Origin of the sequence: Megasphaera sp. MJR8396C, from assembly GCF_001546855.1 — a bacterium.
Lineage (GTDB): Bacteria > Bacillota > Negativicutes > Veillonellales > Megasphaeraceae > Megasphaera.
This window is the reverse complement of record NZ_KQ958190.1, coordinates 17,183-32,793: the sequence shown is the minus strand read 5'-3', so window position 1 is coordinate 32,793 and position 15,611 is coordinate 17,183. Positions and strand designations below refer to the sequence as shown.

The window sequence follows — 15,611 nt, the reverse complement described above, 5'->3', positions numbered from 1 at the left end:
GACCGTCAAGCAGCAGCTATTCCAAAAGCCCCAAAAATACAAGGACGAAGATGGCAGCTGGAAATACATCCCAAAAACGCTCGAATGGCTTTGGAAGCCCATCTTCTTCAAGCGCCCGCAAGCGGATTTGGTTCGTAACCGTGATTACAGCTTCGTGGATAACGGACAAAGCCTGTCTATCAACACGCTCGGTAAAAGAACAAAATGTACCTTTGAAAGGAAGCCATTTTCGAAATATCTGGATGGCTCATGGATTTTTGGCACGGCAAAGTTAGTTGAACTCAAAGGCCGGTGGTATCTGCATATTCCCGTCACCAAAGCTGTGGAAGGTTTCCAGAAAGAGAACGTCCGCCACGTTGTCGGTATCGACCGCGGCTTGCGCTTCCTGACGGTCAGTTACGATGAACAAGGTAACACCGAATTTGTTTCCGGACGAAAGATTGCAGCAAAAAGACACAAGTTTCTCAAAGTCAGACAACAGCTTCAATCGAAAGGTACAAAATCTGCCAAGCGTAGACTCAAAGCTATTTCCGGACGAGAGAACCGTTGGATGTCTGATGTCAATCATCAGATTTCTAAGACACTCGTTGAGAAATATGGCAAGGATACGCTGTTTGTGCTGGAAGATTTAACGGGTGTCAGCTTTGAAGAAACAAATCTATCCAAAACCGCCAAACCGAACTATGACCTGCGGAGCTGGCCGTTCTATCAGCTTGAGCAATTTCTGACCTACAAGGCTCATGAAAATCGCTCGGAAGTATTGAAAGTCTCAGCAAAATATACTTCTCAGCGTTGCCCGAAATGCGAAACAATCCATAGAGAAAATCGTGACCATCGTAAGCATCTATATCGCTGCCAATGTGGATACCAATCCAACGATGACCGTATCGGAGCTATGAATATCCAGCTCCTCGGTTCGATGTGGATTTCTGGAGATAGCAATCCTCGTTACGAGAGCAAAACGACTGCCTCGGAGTAAATCTCCTTGGCAAAACGGGCATCGTCAACTGCCCGATGATGTAGGCAGGATTAGGGAGATGTTGTTTACAGCATCGTTACTACCTATGTTTCTCTGACTTACAAGCTCCCACTTCTATAAGAGGGAGTCGTTGACTTATCATATCACAAAAGAGAGGGAAGGGGAATTCCTATGGATGCGATTTGGTGGCATATTTTTGACTTATTGGGGACGACGGCCTTTGCCGTATCCGGCGTCTTTGCAGCCCTTTCCCGGCGCATGGATCTGTTCGGCATCTTCGTCCTCAGCGCAGCGACGGCTGTCGGCGGCGGTATCATCCGTGATATCCTCATCGGCAATATCCCGCCGGCGGCTTTTAAAAACAGCATTTACCTGTGGATCATCGTAGGGTCCATCGTCGTCGTCACCTTGACCGTCCGCTACTTCAATATCCGCATGTGGCGCCGCTTTATGAGTCATTTGTCGGCTCTGTATCTCTTGTGTGATGCCATTGGCCTCGGTTCCTTTACCGTAACCGGGACCCTTCTCGGCTGCTATTATTATCCCGATTATTGGATTTTAGACATCACCCTCGGCGTCCTTACCGCTGTCGGCGGCGGCGTCATCCGCGACGTTTTGGCCGGCCGGATTCCCGTCGTCCTTCGGACCGAAGTCTATGCCACGGCGTCGCTCTTGGGCAGCGTCCTCTTGTACGGCGCCGTCATTCCCTTTGAAGTGCCTTTTGAAGTAGGGGCCATCGTCAGCTTTTCCGTCACCGTGGCCATCCGGCTGGTAGCGATTCGCTTCCATCTCAATGTGCCCCGCATTCGCCGTAAAAAGCAAGGTTCTTCTTTTTAGAGGGCAGATGTGCTATAATAAAAAATACTTGTTTTTTCTTACGATAGGAGGATAATGTGAATCTGTTACAGAAGGCAGTCAGCATGGCCGTCGTATCCCTGTTCCTGTGTGCGACGCCGTCGACACTGGCTAAGACGATTTTATACGTGCCTCAGGATGACCGGCCTGTGGATTACGAATATACGGTCAGTACGGCAGAATCGGCAGGCTATACGATATTGACCCCGCCGGCACAGTATCTGTCGGGCATGAATTTCCACGGTTCACCGGACCGTCTCATGAGCTGGGTCGAGGCCAATGCCAATAAGGCCGACGCCATGGTCCTGTCCATCGATTCTTTGGTTTACGGCGGTCTCGTCGACTCCCGGAAGCATAACCTTCCCATGTCGACCTTGCTGTCGCGTCTTGAAAAGGTAGAAGCCCTGCACAAGGCCAACACCAAGGTGCCGCTCTACGTGTTCAGTACTGTCATGCGCAGCCCCTGGGCCGGCGGTAAAGGCGTCGAACCGGACTACTACCTGACTATGGGCTCCGATATCTATCAATTGGCCTCCCTTCAGGCCAAGATGGATGAAGAAGGCCTCAATCCCCAGGAACGGAACGACTGGTTTGCCATCATGCGCCGCGTTCCTATGGAATATTTGCAGGATTGGTACAATCGGCGCCGCAAGAATATGAGCATCAACTATCGCCTCATCGACGATGCCAGAAAGGGCGTCTTTACTTATTATAGCCTCGGCCACGACGACAACTCGGTCAGCACCCAGTCGTCCCTCGAATCGAAGTACCTCGAAATGGCCGGTGCCGGTATCCCCAAGACGACCTTTGGCTCCTTCCCCGGAGCGGACCAATTGGGCTTGCTGCTCATTACCCGGGCCAGCAATGACTTTAACAATTACCATCCCAAAGTATCGGTCATCTATCCCTTAGGCGGGGGAGAAAAGACCGTGCCCCGCTATGACGGGCAGGCCATCGGCAAGACCATCGCCTCTCACGTCGAAGCCATTGGCGGCACTATCGTCGACAATGAACGGCCGGACCTCTTATTGGCCGTCAATACGCCGCTGACGACGACGACGACGGAATCGGCAAACTTTGAAAACTTCCCAATCATGCTTCAGTCGACGAAGGATTTCCTGAACCAGATTGAAAAGGCCGTTAACCTCAATATCCCGGTCAGCATCGTCGATATGGCCTTTTCCAATGGCTCGGATAACACCCTGGTCTATGGCCTCTACCAAGATAAGATGCTCTACCGTCTGGCCGCTTACAACGGCTGGAATACGGCCAGCAACTCCGTCGGTTACGGCCTTTCACAAGGCGTCCTCGCCAAGTACATGACGCCGGCAGCCCACCGGGATATGCTGACGACCCAGTATCTCGACAATTGGGCTTACCAGGCCAACGTCCGCGACTATGTAACCCGTATGGACCAGAAACTCGAAGCCCATGCCATCACACCGGTCTACGCTTCGCGGAACCAGGAACTACAGAGCCTGGCTAAAGAACAGCTCCAGCGCTATGCCTCGACCTATCTTGGCGTCGACCCGCGGACCATTGACGTCACCTTGCCTTGGCAGCGCCTGTTTGAAGTCTACGTCGACGTCAAAAAGACGCCGTCCGTATCGCTTGAAGCCGATGTGCGCCAGGGTATCAACAATCAGCGCCTTCAGAATTTGGCCAATAACGTAGCTGCCGCTCAGGCTCAGCTCGATGCAGCTCATACCGTCGATGAAGACGGTACGGTCGTTCCGCCCGATCCGGCGGTTCAGGCTCAGCTCCAGGCTGCCAAAGAGGCTGCCCAGGCGCAGTATGACAAGGAACAGCAGGCCCAGGCCGTCAATCGCAGTGAAGAAAAGGCTCAGCAGAGCCGTACCTGGACGGCCGACCGTTAACCCGATAAAAAGGATTGATAAAGGAGAATATGGAAACAAACGATATGATCCCGAAAGAAAATAAACAGACCGCTCCGGAAGCGTCGCCGAAGCATTCCCGGCAGAAGCTTAAAAAAATCATTACCGGATGCATCATCGCCGCGGCCGCCATCGTGCTCTATGGCTTCTTTGGCCCGAACTTCCTCTTGCCCTATACCAGCGGCTATCTCCATGTTCGCAGTGACATGACGGCAGCAGACGTCGGCGATGCTTTGACCGATAAAGGCTATATTGCCAGCCCCCTGTGGTTCCGTGCCGCCGCCATGGTGACCGGTCAGGCAGGGTCGATCCATGCCGGGGAATATACCTTTAACTCGCGCATGAGTGTCTTTACGATTTTACAGAAACTGACCAGTGGCAAGTCTGAAGCCGACCGGCTCGTCGTTCCCGAAGGCTATACGGTATGGAACATCGCTAAAGCCGTCGCCGCTAACGGCCGCATCAGCGAAGAAGACTTCTTGAAGGCCGCTTCGTCGGACGCCAAACTCTTGCCTTATATGAAAGGCAACCGACAAGTGACCTTCCCGACAGAGGGATTCTTGTTCCCCGATACCTACTTCATTCCTTACGATGCGACGGCTGACGACGTCGTGGCCATGATGCTCCAGAATTTTGACAAGCATCTGACGCCGTCCATGAAAGAGCGCATTGCCAAGAAGAATATGTCCATCTACCAGTTCGTCACCTTGGCCTCGCTCATCGAAAAGGAAGCTAAATTTGAACCGGACCGGCCGCTCATCGCCTCGGTCTTTGAAAACCGGTTGCGCATCCACATGAAGCTTCAGTCCGATGCTAGCATTGCCTACGCTATGGGCAATCATAAGGTGGAATACAGCATCAGTGAGACCCAGTACGATTCACCGTACAACACCTACGTCTATGAAGGACTGCCGCCGGGACCGATCGGAAATCCGGGCCTTCCCAGCATGGAAGCCATCTTAGACGCGCCGACGACGAACTATCTCTACTTCGTCGCCGATAAGGACGGCCACAACCACTTTGCCGCCACCTATGAAGAACACATGAAGAATGTACAGGAGTATATGCCATGAGCCTGATCGATGAGATGAAGGCTTATGCCGAAAGAGAAGGGCTTCCTATCCTCAGGGACAGTGAAGTCCCTCTTTTTGAAAGCATCATAGCCAATAAGCGGCCGGGAAAGGTCCTTGAAATCGGGACCTGCATCGGCTATTCGGCCCTTCGCATGGCGCCCTTTCTCGGTGACGGCGGTACGATTACGACCGTCGAATTCGATAAGGCCCGTTGGCAAAAGGCCAAAGACTTTATCGACCGTTCGCCTTATAAGGACGTCATCACGCCCCTCTTGGGAGACGGGACGGAACTTTCTGAAACCCTCCCGGGTCCCTGGGACCTGGTCTTTCTCGACGGGCCCAAGGGACAGTACGTCCGCCAGCTTCGGCAGCTCATGCCGAAACTTATGCCCGGAGCCCTTATCATGGCCGACAACATCGGCTATCATGAAATGTTTTACCTCGAAGGGCACTTACCTCATAAACACCGGACGGCTATCAGCCGCCTAAGGGAATTTATGGCCCTTATCGAAGACAGGGCTCATTTTGAAACGGTGTTTTTTGAAAATGGAGACGGCATGACCGTTTCACGATGGAAAGGATAAGATACATGGGAAAAATAGAATTGCTGGCTCCGGCCGGCAGTATGGATAAATTGAAGATGGCCTTTTTGTACGGCGCCGACGCCGTCTACTTAGGCGGAAAATCCTTCGGCCTTCGGGCGTTCAGCGACAACTTTTCCAATGAAGAATTGAAAGAAGCCGTCGACTACGCCCATTCTTTGGGCAAGCGGATTCACGTCACGGTCAATATCTTCCCGCACAATGAAGATCTGGAAGGCCTTCCGGAATATCTCGTTTACCTCCGCGATATCGGCGTCGACGCCGTCCTCATCGCCGACCCGGGCATCTTCGCCCTGGCCCGGCAGCTGGTGCCGGACCTTCCGGTCCACATTTCGACCCAGGGCAATACGACCAACTGGGCGTCCGTAAAGTTCTGGCACGATAATGGCGCCTCACGCGTCGTCATGGCCCGCGAAGTCAGCCTGGCTGACATCAAGGCCATTCACGAAAAGGTGCCGACGGTGGAACTCGAAGGCTTCGTCCACGGCGCCATGTGCATTTCCTATTCCGGCCGCTGCCTGCTCAGCAACTACTTCACCCAGGGCGACCGCGATTCCAACCGCGGCGAGTGCGTCCAGTGCTGCCGCTTTAAGTACAACGTCGTTGAAGAAAAACGGCCGGGTCAGTATTTTCCGGTTGTCGAAGATGAACGGGGAACCTATATTTTTAACTCTAAGGACCTCTGCCTTCTGCCGTACTTGCCGGACCTCTACAACGCCGGCCTGTCGAGCCTTAAGATCGAAGGCCGTATGAAGAGCATCCATTATGTGGCCACGGTGACCAAGGTCTACCGTGAAGCCCTCGACGCCTATGAAGCCGATCCGGAACACTTCACGGTCCGTCAGGAATGGCTCGATGAATTGGAAAAGATTTCCCACCGGCCTTATACCCGCGGCTTCTCCGTATCGCGGCCGACGGAAGCCGACCAGGTCTACAGCGAATCGAGTAATACCCAGACCCACGACTTCATCGGCCTCGTCCGGTCTTATGACACCGAAAAGGGCATCGCCTGGATCGAACAGCGGAACCACTTCAAAGTCGGCCAGACCGTCGAATTTTTGCAGCCGAAAGGCCATCTGGTCCGCTGCACGATTTCGTCCATCATCAGTGAAGAAGGGGAAGCCCTCGACGCCGCCCGCCATCCCCGTCAGCTCGTGGGTCTGGCCATTTCGGAAGCCCTTGAACCCTATTCCATGATGCGCCGCCAGGTGGAAGACCATGCTTGATGCCGATTGGGTCTATTTTCGCGTGGCCCCCAAGGAGATGACCTTCGTCAACCGCATCATCGAAGGTTGCGATTACCTCGGCGTCGTCACTGCCCTCGATGGGAAAGAGGGCGTCGGTTTCGTCCGGACGACGGCCGATACGGCGGCGGAGACGCGTGACGTGTTAAAGGCCCTGCCCATTGCCGTCGAAATTATCTCCTTTGAACAGGCTGTAAAAATAGCAGAGCAGATTCATGAAAAGATACGATAAATGGAGTGTATTTTTTTAGTAAAATTTATAGTTATACGTCTAACCGATTAGAGATAATCTTTTTCAAGATTGTCTCTTTTTTTGTGCCTTTTACCTCGTGGGACGAAAACGTTCCGAAATCAGTGTTTATTTTTCCCGTTTTACCAGCCAATAGTTCCTAATCATAGTCAAATTTTAACGAAACAGAAAAAATTATGATATTTGTTAGCCTATTTTTAATCGTTATCCCTTTAAATTTCTAACAGATTTGGTGTATAATTAATACTATAATCATAAAACAAGTTACGGTACATATTATATGTATATAGTATGTGCTGTTAGATGCAGGTCCGTCAGCTCATTTTCGACATAGGGCATTCATTTTTTTCAAGCCGCCGGACCGAAGTCGCGTTAGGAGGCGCTTTTATGAAAAAATCTAATTGCCTGGCTATGATCCTGGCTGGTGGAAAGGGGAGCCGACTTGGCGTCCTGACCAAAGACCAAGCCAAGCCGGGCCTCTTGTTCGGAGGAAAATACCGCATCATCGATTTCCCCCTGAGCAACTGCCGTAACTCTGGCATCGATACGGTCGGAATCCTGACCCAATATCAGCCTCTCGAACTGAATTGGTACATCGGGAACGGCAGCTCTTGGAATCTCGACTCCAACCGGGGCGGTACCTATGTTTTGCCGCCTTATCAGAGCGACGGCGGTTCTAATTGGTATCGCGGCACAGCCGATGCCATTTATCAGAATTTGAATTTCGTCGATATGGTCGGTGACGACTATGTCCTTATCTTGTCCGGTGACCACATCTATTCCATGGATTACGACAAGATGCTCAATTTCCACAAGAAACACAAGGCTAAGGTCACCATCGGCACCATTCGCGTTCCCTGGGACGAAGCCAGCCGCTTCGGCATCATGGTCGCCGACGAAGACATGCGCATCAATAAGTTCCAGGAAAAACCGGCTAAGCCCGAAAGCAACCTGGCTTCCATGGGGATTTACATTTTCGACCGGTCGGTCCTCGAAGACTATCTCCGGGCCGATGCCAAGGATGAAAAGTCGGAACACGACTTTGGGAAAAATGTCATTCCTACCATGCTGGCCGATCAGGTTCCGCTCTACGCCTATCCCTTTGAAGGCTACTGGAAGGATGTCGGCACCATCGACAGCCTTTGGCAGGCCAATATGGGCCTATTGGCAGATGAACCGCCCATCAATCTTCGCGACAGCAACTGGCGCATCTATTCGGGCAACCAGAGTTTTCCGCCGCACCTCATCGGACCTAAGGGCTCGGCCAAGAGTTCGCTCATCGCCGAAGGTTCTGAAATCCTCGGCAACGTCAGCAACTCCGTCATTTTCTACGGCGTTACCATCAAGGAAGGGGCCAAGGTCACCAATTCGGTCATCATGCCTGGCTCAGTCGTTGAAGAAAATGCCGTCATCGACAAGGCTATCTTAGGGGAACGATGCCACATCTATCCCGGTGCAGTTCTGCGCAATAAAGACGGCTCGGTCGCCGTTCTCGGCCGCAAGGCACAACTTAGAGACGGTGAACCGGAAGCCGTTACCGTGAAAGGGGAAGAATCGCTATGAACAGTAATATGATCGGTCTCATCAACATGCGTGAAGACCGCCCGTTAAAGGAAATCAATGACACGCGCCCCTTGGCGACCCTTCCCATTGGCGGAAAATACCGCCTCATCGACTTTACTCTGTCGAACATGGTCAATGCCGGCATCGAAAACGTCGGCCTCATGCTCTCGAGCCAGTCGCGCTCGGTCTTGGACCACATCTGTTCCGGGAAAGAATGGGGCCTGGCCCATAAGGGCGACGGGTTGTTTTATTTGCCGGAAGAACGGTCCGACATCGAAAATCCCGTCGAAGGCGACATTGCCGCCTATTACAAGAATCTAGTCTTTATCCGGCGGGCCAATAAGCGCTACGCACTGCTGTCGGGCTGCGACATGGTGCAGAATATCGATTACGATGAAGTGCTCCACTTCCATCGCCGCAATAATGCCGACGTAACCCTCATTTACCAGAAGCAGAAATATGATTTCAACCGCGAAGGCTATGTCCTGACCATCGACACGGACTGCACTGATCGGGTTCGGGCCATCGATTCCAAGATGGAAGTCAAAGCCGGGGACAACCTCTACCAGCGGGGCATCATCATCGACTGCGACGTCCTCCAGGACTGCATCCGCCGGGCCTACTCGCAGGGGTACACCCATCTCATTACCGATGTGTTCCAGCGTAACGTCGACCGCCTGCGCATCTTTGGCTACAACTATCAGGGCTACGCCAAACGAATCGATTCGCTCCAATCGTATTTTGAAGTCAATATGGACCTGCGCGACAGCCGTATTTGGCACGAACTGCTTCTTAAAGATTTAGACCATCGCATTTATACTAAGATCAAAGACGAAGCGCCGGCCAAATACATGGAAGAATCTCACGTTTCCAACTCTCTCATCGCCAATGGCTGCATCATCGAAGGGCGTGTGGAAAACTCGATTCTCTTCCGCCGCGTCCGGGTCGGAAGGAATGCGGTCATCCGCAACAGCATTATCATGCAGCACTCGGTCATCGGCGAAGATGCTGAACTCGATTACGTCGTCTGCGACAAGAACTCGGTCATCCAGCCGGAAGCCGTCTTGAAGCGGACTGCCGATGACTTATTGTGCATCGGTAAATGTTCCGTACGTTAGTGTTTTGACAAAGGGGATAATAAGCATATGAAAACATGGCAGGACAAGGAAGAATTCAAACGGTTGTTTACAGAAAAAGCCTACCGACTGTGGGAAAAGGAACTGCAGGAGTTAACCTTGAACGAAGTCTATCAGACCATTGCCTACATGATCCGCGATCTGGTCAGTGAAGATTGGATCCGTACCAATCAATCTTATGCTGCGAAAAAAGTCAAACAAGTCTATTATTTTTCCATCGAATTTCTCATGGGCCGCTTGTTGGAATCAAATCTCCTCAATGTCGATATGGACAACATCTGCCGGGACGGTCTGAAAGACCTGGGCTGGGATCTGGAAGACGTCATCCCGGCCGAACGCGATCCCGGTCTCGGGAATGGGGGATTGGGCCGCTTGGCAGCCTGCTTCATCGACTCTTTAGCCGCCTTGTCCCTTCCCGGACACGGCAACAGCATCCGCTACCAGTACGGCCTCTTTAACCAACGCATCGTCGACAACCAGCAGGTAGAACTGCCGGATAACTGGCTGTCCAAGGGTTATCCCTGGGAAGTCAAGAAGGTCGACAAGGCCGTCTACGTCCGCTTCGGCGGCAATGCCTATATGCGGCCTACGGGAGACGGTCATCTTGAATGCGTTCATGAACAGTTCTCGACGGTCAAGGTCGTCCCCTACGACGTGCCGATCATTGGCTGTCACAATGACACGGTCAATACCCTGCGCCTGTGGCGGGCCGAGTACTCTCGGGAAGAAGTCTATAAGGAACTGTCCATGGGGGACCGCCACCGGGCCTTCCGCTATAAAGACAGTGTCCAGCAGATTTCGCGTTTCCTCTATCCTGACGATAGTACTGAAGACGGCCGCCGCCTGCGCCTGATGCAGGAATACTTCTTCGTATCGGCCGGTGTCCAAAGCATCGTTCGTCATTATAAGCAAAAATACGGCGAAAGCATCTATCGCTTCGCCCAGTACGTAGCCATCCACATCAACGATACCCATCCGGCACTGGTCATTCCGGAACTGATGCGTATCTTCATGGATGAAGAAGGCTTGTCGTGGCAGTCTGCCTGGGAAATCACCGTCCGGACCGTAGCCTACACCAACCATACGATCCTGCCGGAAGCCCTGGAAAAATGGTCCATTCCCATGTTCAAGGACCTCTTGCCGCGAATTTATTTAATTATCGAAGAAATCAATAACCGCTGGCTGCAGGAAGTCCGCCGCCGCTATCCGGGCGATGAAAATAAGGCCCGTGACGTAGCTATTTTGTGGGACGGTCAGATTCACATGGCTCACTTGTCGGTCCTCGGCAGTCACAGCGTCAACGGCGTCGCCGAAATCCACTCGCAGATCTTGAAGGATTCGACGCTCCATCAGTTCTACACCTGTTTCCCGCAGCGCTTTTCCAATAAGACTAACGGCATTTCTCATCGCCGCTGGCTCATTGAAGCCAATCCGAAACTGGCATCCCTCATCGACGATACGATTGGGGACAAGTGGCGTAAGACGCCGGCCAGACTGTCGGAACTCATGGCCTATAAAGACGATGCTTCCTTTAAGGAACAACTGGCCAAGGTCAAGACCGAACGCAAAGAATGGCTGGCCCGCTACATTAAGGACAAATATAATCAGGATATCCGGACCGATTCTATCTTCGATATTCAGATCAAGCGCATTCACTTGTATAAGCGCCAGACCCTCAATATCCTCCATATCCTGCACCTTTACTTCCTCTTGAAGGATAATCCGTCCATGAAGATTACGCCGCGGACTTATCTCTTCGGCGGCAAGGCAGCGGCCAGCTACGGCGAAGCCAAGGAAACGATTCGCCTGATCAACGTCGTGTCCCACATGATTAACAGCGACCGGACGGTCAACCAGCAGTTGAAAGTCCTGTTCCTTGAAAACTACAACGTCTCCCTGGGACAGATGCTCTTCCCGGCAGCCGACGTCAGCGAACAGATTTCGACGGCCGGCAAGGAAGCGTCGGGGACGGGGAATATGAAATTCATGATGAACGGCGCCATCACCCTCGGGACCATGGACGGGGCCAACGTCGAAATCCACCGCCTCATCGGCGATGACAACTGCGTCATCTTCGGGCTCCGGGCCGATGAAGTCATGAATTACTACGTCCGCGGCGGCTATTCGTCGTGGAAGATGTACAGCAGCGATCCTGAAATCCGCCGCCTCATGGATGCCCTCGTCGACGGAACGGTGGGCGGTGATTATTTCGGCCTGCTCTATGAATCATTCCTCGAAAAGAACGACGAATACTTCGTCCTGAAAGATTTTAAAGCCTACTGTGAGGCTCAGAAGGAAATTGCCAAGCGGTATGGAAATAAATCAGACTGGTTGCGGGCCAGTGTCGTCAACATTGCTCAGTCGGGATACTTTTCCAGCGACCGGACGATCGAACAGTACGCCAACGACATTTGGCACCTTAAACCGTCTAAGCATGACTGAATGACAGGGGGATTATGCGATGAAACTCAGTGCAATCGACGAATACAGTACCTTCTTGTATCACCAGGGTACGAATTATGCCAGCTATCGACTGTTCGGTGCTCATTTTTCTTCACGGCACCGTAAATCCTGCGTGCGCTTTGCCGTCTGGGCGCCGCACGCACAGAAGGTCAGTGTCGTCGGTGACTTCAACCATTGGGATGACGATGCCAACCCGATGGAACGAAGCAGCCAAGGCAATGGCATTTGGGTCGCATATATAGAAGGCCTGCAAGAAGGGGACATTTATAAATACGCCATTACGACGGCGTCGGGGGAACGTATCTTAAAGAGCGACCCTTACGCCTTCTGGTCGGAAGTACGGCCGAATACGGCATCGAAATTGACCAAGCTCCACTATACCTGGCGCGATAAGAAATGGATGGAAAGCCGCGAAGCTTACGATTCCTACCGTAAGCCGATGCTGACCTACGAAGTCCATCTCGGATCGTGGCGGCGCGGGGAAGATGGCGGCATGCTGACTTACCGCGATATCGCCGAAGAGCTGGTCGCTTACGTAAAAGACATGCATTACACCCATATCGAGCTCATGCCGCTGTGCGAATATCCCTTTGATGGTTCCTGGGGCTACCAGGGAACGGGCTATTTTTCAGCGACCAGCCGCTATGGCAAGCCCGAAGACTTCATGTATCTCATCGACCACTGCCATCGGAACGGCATCGGTGTCATCCTCGACTGGGTACCGGGCCACTTTTGCCGCGACGCCCACGGCCTGCGCCACTTCGACGGCGAACCGTGCTACGAATCGGGCAATCCGATCCTGGCCGAAAATAAAGAATGGGATACGATGAACTTCGATTACGGGCGGACGGAAGTCCAGTCCTTCCTCATTTCCAGTGCCCTCTTTTGGCTGAGTCAGTTCCATATCGACGGCCTGCGCATCGACGCTGTGGCCAATATGCTGTACCTCGACTACGGCCATCCCGATGGCGGCTGGCAGCCCAATAAGTACGGCGGCCGGGAAAATCTGGAAGCCATCGACTTTTTGCGCCATCTCAATGCGGCCGTCTTTAAGGAGTTTCCGCAGGCCCTGATGATTGCTGAAGAATCATCGGCTTGGCCCCTCGTCACCAAACCGGTCGACGTCGGCGGCCTGGGTTTCAATTATAAGTGGAACATGGGCTGGATGAATGACATGCTGCGTTATATGTCCATGGATCCGCTGTTCCGCAAGGACAATCACAACCTCATTACCTTTTCCTTGTGCTACGCCTTTTCGGAAAACTTCATCCTGCCCTTGTCGCACGATGAAGTCGTCCACGGCAAACACTCGCTCCTCGACAAGATGCCCGGCGATTACTGGCAGAAATTTGCCGGCCTTAGAGCCTTCTACGGCTACTGGATGGCCCATCCTGGCAAGAAACTCTTGTTCATGGGCAGTGAATTCGGCCAGTTCATCGAATGGAAGTACGACGACAGCCTCGATTGGCACCTCTTGAATTATCCCATGCATTTGGCCATGCACGACTACGTGCGCCAGCTGAACGAGTATTACGTCGACCATCCGGAACTGTGGGAAGAAGACTGCGACTGGTCGGGCTTTTCCTGGATCAGCTGCGACGACAATGACAACAGCGCCATCGCCTTCTTCCGGACGGGGAAAGACGAAAAGGATTCGACGGTCGTCCTCTGCAACTTTACGCCCGTCGTCCGCCATTCGTACCGTATCGGCGTCCCCGTCAAGGGCGACTACGTCGAAGTCTTTAACAGTGATGCCGAAGCCTTTGGCGGCTCCAACGTCTTAAATGAAGGCGTCTTTACGGCTCAGGATGTACCTATGCACGGCATGGACCAGTCCATCGAATTGACCCTGCCGCCCTTGGCGACGATTTACCTGCGACTCACGGAAGATTCGAAGCATCTATTGGAAGCCCATGAAAGTCTGGACGAAGGGCCAAAAGCATGAGAAAGAAGGCAACTGCATGAAAAAGGGATCACGCCGGCATCAAATGAGACGGCGGGTATCAGTTAACAATCAATCACCATCGATAAAGCGCCGCGCCGAAGGAAAGGTCGAATCGGTGCGGACTACATCAGACCGTAAAGGGGAGGGACAGACGATGAAGGTATTATTTGTGGCCTCAGAAGCAGTGCCATTTATTAAAACAGGCGGCTTGGCCGATGTCATGGGGGCCTTGCCCAAGGCCTTAGCCCAAAAGGGCGTGGACGTCCGACTGGTCATTCCGAAATATAGCGGTATCGCTGATGCCGTAAAAGAAAAGATGAAGACTGTTGTCACCGGTACGGTCAACTTGTCTTGGCGCCAGCTCTATTACGGCGTCGAAGCGGTAGAACAGGACGGGGTCACCGTCTATTTTATCGACAACGAATGGTATTTTAAGCGGGACAATCTCTACGGCTACGGCGATGACGCCGAACGGTTTGCTTATTTCTGCCGCGCCGTCCTGACCATGCTGCCCGCCGTCGATTTTAAGCCCGATATCATCCACTGCAACGACTGGCATACGGGCCTGATGGGGGTCTTCCTTAAAGAAGACTTTAGCCACGATCCCTTTTATCAGGATATGAAGTTGGTCTATACGATCCATAACCTGAAGTATCAGGGCATCTATCCGCCGTCTATCATGCGCGATATCATCGGCCTGCCGCAGGAACTCTTTGATAACGGCAACCTCGAATGCGACGGCTGCGTCAACTACATGAAGTCCGGCCTGGTATACGCCGACCGGGTCACGACGGTCAGCCCGACGTACGCTCAGGAAATCACCTATCCTTACTTCGGCGAAGGCCTCGACGGCTATATTCGGGCCAACAGCGGCAAGGTGTCGGGTATCTTGAACGGCCTCGACGTCGATGCCTACAATCCGGAAACGGATCCTTACATTAAAAAGCAGTATTCTGTAGCCACGGCCCGGGCCGATAAGCGGGAAAATAAAGACGCCCTGCGGAAAGAACTGGGCCTTCGCATCCAGCGCGGCGTGCCTCTCATCGCCATGGTCACGCGCCTCGTTGAAGACAAGGGCCTCGATCTCGTCATGCGCATCATGGACGAACTCGTCGACGACGAAGTCCAGCTGGTCCTGGTCGGGACCGGCGATGCTGGCTATGAAGATGCCTTCCGGGAACTGGCCTACCGCCATCCCAACAAGGTTTCGGCCAACATCATGTTCAATGAAGCCCTGGCCCATAAGGTCTATGCGGCATCGGATATGTTCCTCATGCCGTCGCGGTATGAACCGTGCGGTCTCAGCCAGCTCATCGCCCTGCGCTACGGTTCCATTCCCATCGTTCGGGAAACGGGGGGACTCAAGGATACGGTCCATCCCTTCAATAAGTACAGCCGACAGGGCAACGGTCTGACCTTCCCGAACTTCAACGCCCACGAACTCTTGTTTACGATGAAGCGGGCGCTCGGCTATTACGAAGACGACTCCGTCTGGGATCAGCTGGTCCATAACGCCATGACCAGCGATTACAGCTGGAACCAGTCGGCCGATGCCTATATAAGTTTATATGAAAGTGTACTGCAGCTGTAAGGGGCTCAGTATCGG

12 protein-coding genes are annotated in these 15,611 nt (G+C 52.9%); all 12 read left to right on the top strand.

Annotated elements, in window-relative coordinates:
* The coding region (locus tag HMPREF3201_RS06820) for an RNA-guided endonuclease TnpB family protein (RefSeq protein WP_062412343.1) at nucleotides 1–979 on the top strand (979 nt) is incomplete at its 5' end.
* Nucleotides 980–1,150: 171 nt separating this feature from the next.
* The gene (locus HMPREF3201_RS06815) at nucleotides 1,151–1,816 is read left to right on the top strand and encodes a trimeric intracellular cation channel family protein (protein ID WP_062412342.1); all 666 of its coding nucleotides are present in this window, start codon (nucleotides 1,151–1,153) and stop codon (nucleotides 1,814–1,816) included.
* 56 nt (nucleotides 1,817–1,872) lie between these two features.
* On the top strand, nucleotides 1,873–3,711 hold the full coding sequence (locus tag HMPREF3201_RS06810; RefSeq protein WP_062412341.1) for a DUF4127 family protein: 1,839 nt from the start codon (nucleotides 1,873–1,875) through the stop codon (nucleotides 3,709–3,711).
* Nucleotides 3,712–3,740: 29 nt separating this feature from the next.
* Nucleotides 3,741–4,802 (top strand): endolytic transglycosylase MltG, encoded by a 1,062-nt coding sequence (gene mltG, locus HMPREF3201_RS06805; RefSeq protein ID WP_227166407.1) that lies wholly within the window; start codon nucleotides 3,741–3,743, stop codon nucleotides 4,800–4,802.
* Nucleotides 4,799–5,386, top strand: coding sequence for an O-methyltransferase (locus tag HMPREF3201_RS06800; RefSeq protein WP_062412340.1), 588 nt, complete (start codon nucleotides 4,799–4,801; stop codon nucleotides 5,384–5,386). Before mltG ends, HMPREF3201_RS06800 begins: the two co-directional genes overlap by 4 nt.
* A gap of 5 nt (nucleotides 5,387–5,391) precedes the next feature.
* On the top strand, nucleotides 5,392–6,630 hold the full coding sequence (locus tag HMPREF3201_RS06795) for a peptidase U32 family protein (RefSeq protein ID WP_062412339.1): 1,239 nt from the start codon (nucleotides 5,392–5,394) through the stop codon (nucleotides 6,628–6,630).
* A complete protein-coding gene (locus tag HMPREF3201_RS06790; protein WP_062412338.1) occupies nucleotides 6,623–6,880 on the top strand; it encodes a DUF4911 domain-containing protein in 258 nt (85 codons plus the stop codon). Before HMPREF3201_RS06795 ends, HMPREF3201_RS06790 begins: the two co-directional genes overlap by 8 nt.
* 405 nt (nucleotides 6,881–7,285) lie before the next feature.
* A complete protein-coding gene (locus HMPREF3201_RS06785; RefSeq protein WP_062412337.1) occupies nucleotides 7,286–8,461 on the top strand; it encodes a glucose-1-phosphate adenylyltransferase in 1,176 nt (391 codons plus the stop codon).
* Complete coding sequence (gene glgD / locus HMPREF3201_RS06780) at nucleotides 8,458–9,579, top strand: glucose-1-phosphate adenylyltransferase subunit GlgD (protein WP_072272036.1); 1,122 nt, start codon at nucleotides 8,458–8,460, stop codon at nucleotides 9,577–9,579. Before HMPREF3201_RS06785 ends, glgD begins: the two co-directional genes overlap by 4 nt.
* Nucleotides 9,580–9,606: 27 nt before the next feature.
* Nucleotides 9,607–12,039 carry a glycogen/starch/alpha-glucan phosphorylase gene (locus HMPREF3201_RS06775; protein WP_062412336.1) on the top strand — a complete coding sequence of 811 codons (2,433 nt, stop codon included), beginning with the start codon at nucleotides 9,607–9,609 and terminating at the stop codon, nucleotides 12,037–12,039.
* Between the two features lie 19 nt (nucleotides 12,040–12,058).
* Nucleotides 12,059–14,005: a 1,4-alpha-glucan branching protein GlgB gene (glgB, locus tag HMPREF3201_RS06770; RefSeq protein ID WP_062412335.1), complete on the top strand. Its 1,947-nt coding sequence runs from the start codon at nucleotides 12,059–12,061 to the stop codon at nucleotides 14,003–14,005.
* A gap of 154 nt (nucleotides 14,006–14,159) precedes the next feature.
* Nucleotides 14,160–15,596, top strand: a complete 1,437-nt coding sequence (gene glgA, locus HMPREF3201_RS06765) for a glycogen synthase GlgA (RefSeq protein WP_062412334.1) — start codon at nucleotides 14,160–14,162, stop codon at nucleotides 15,594–15,596.
* Nucleotides 15,597–15,611 lie beyond the last annotated feature (15 nt).

Bases quoted from the DNA above. Each gene is read 5' to 3' on its own strand.
- HMPREF3201_RS06815 (WP_062412342.1), top strand. From the start codon at position 1,151: ATGGATGCGATTTGGTGGCATATTTTTGACTTATTGGGGACGACGGCC.
- mltG (WP_227166407.1), top strand. From the start codon at position 3,741: ATGGAAACAAACGATATGATCCCGAAAGAAAATAAACAGACCGCTCCG.
- HMPREF3201_RS06800 (WP_062412340.1), top strand. From the start codon at position 4,799: ATGAGCCTGATCGATGAGATGAAGGCTTATGCCGAAAGAGAAGGGCTT.
- HMPREF3201_RS06795 (WP_062412339.1), top strand. From the start codon at position 5,392: ATGGGAAAAATAGAATTGCTGGCTCCGGCCGGCAGTATGGATAAATTG.
- HMPREF3201_RS06790 (WP_062412338.1), top strand. From the start codon at position 6,623: ATGCTTGATGCCGATTGGGTCTATTTTCGCGTGGCCCCCAAGGAGATG.
- HMPREF3201_RS06785 (WP_062412337.1), top strand. From the start codon at position 7,286: ATGAAAAAATCTAATTGCCTGGCTATGATCCTGGCTGGTGGAAAGGGG.
- glgD (WP_072272036.1), top strand. From the start codon at position 8,458: ATGAACAGTAATATGATCGGTCTCATCAACATGCGTGAAGACCGCCCG.
- HMPREF3201_RS06775 (WP_062412336.1), top strand. From the start codon at position 9,607: ATGAAAACATGGCAGGACAAGGAAGAATTCAAACGGTTGTTTACAGAA.
- glgB (WP_062412335.1), top strand. From the start codon at position 12,059: ATGAAACTCAGTGCAATCGACGAATACAGTACCTTCTTGTATCACCAG.
- glgA (WP_062412334.1), top strand. From the start codon at position 14,160: ATGAAGGTATTATTTGTGGCCTCAGAAGCAGTGCCATTTATTAAAACA.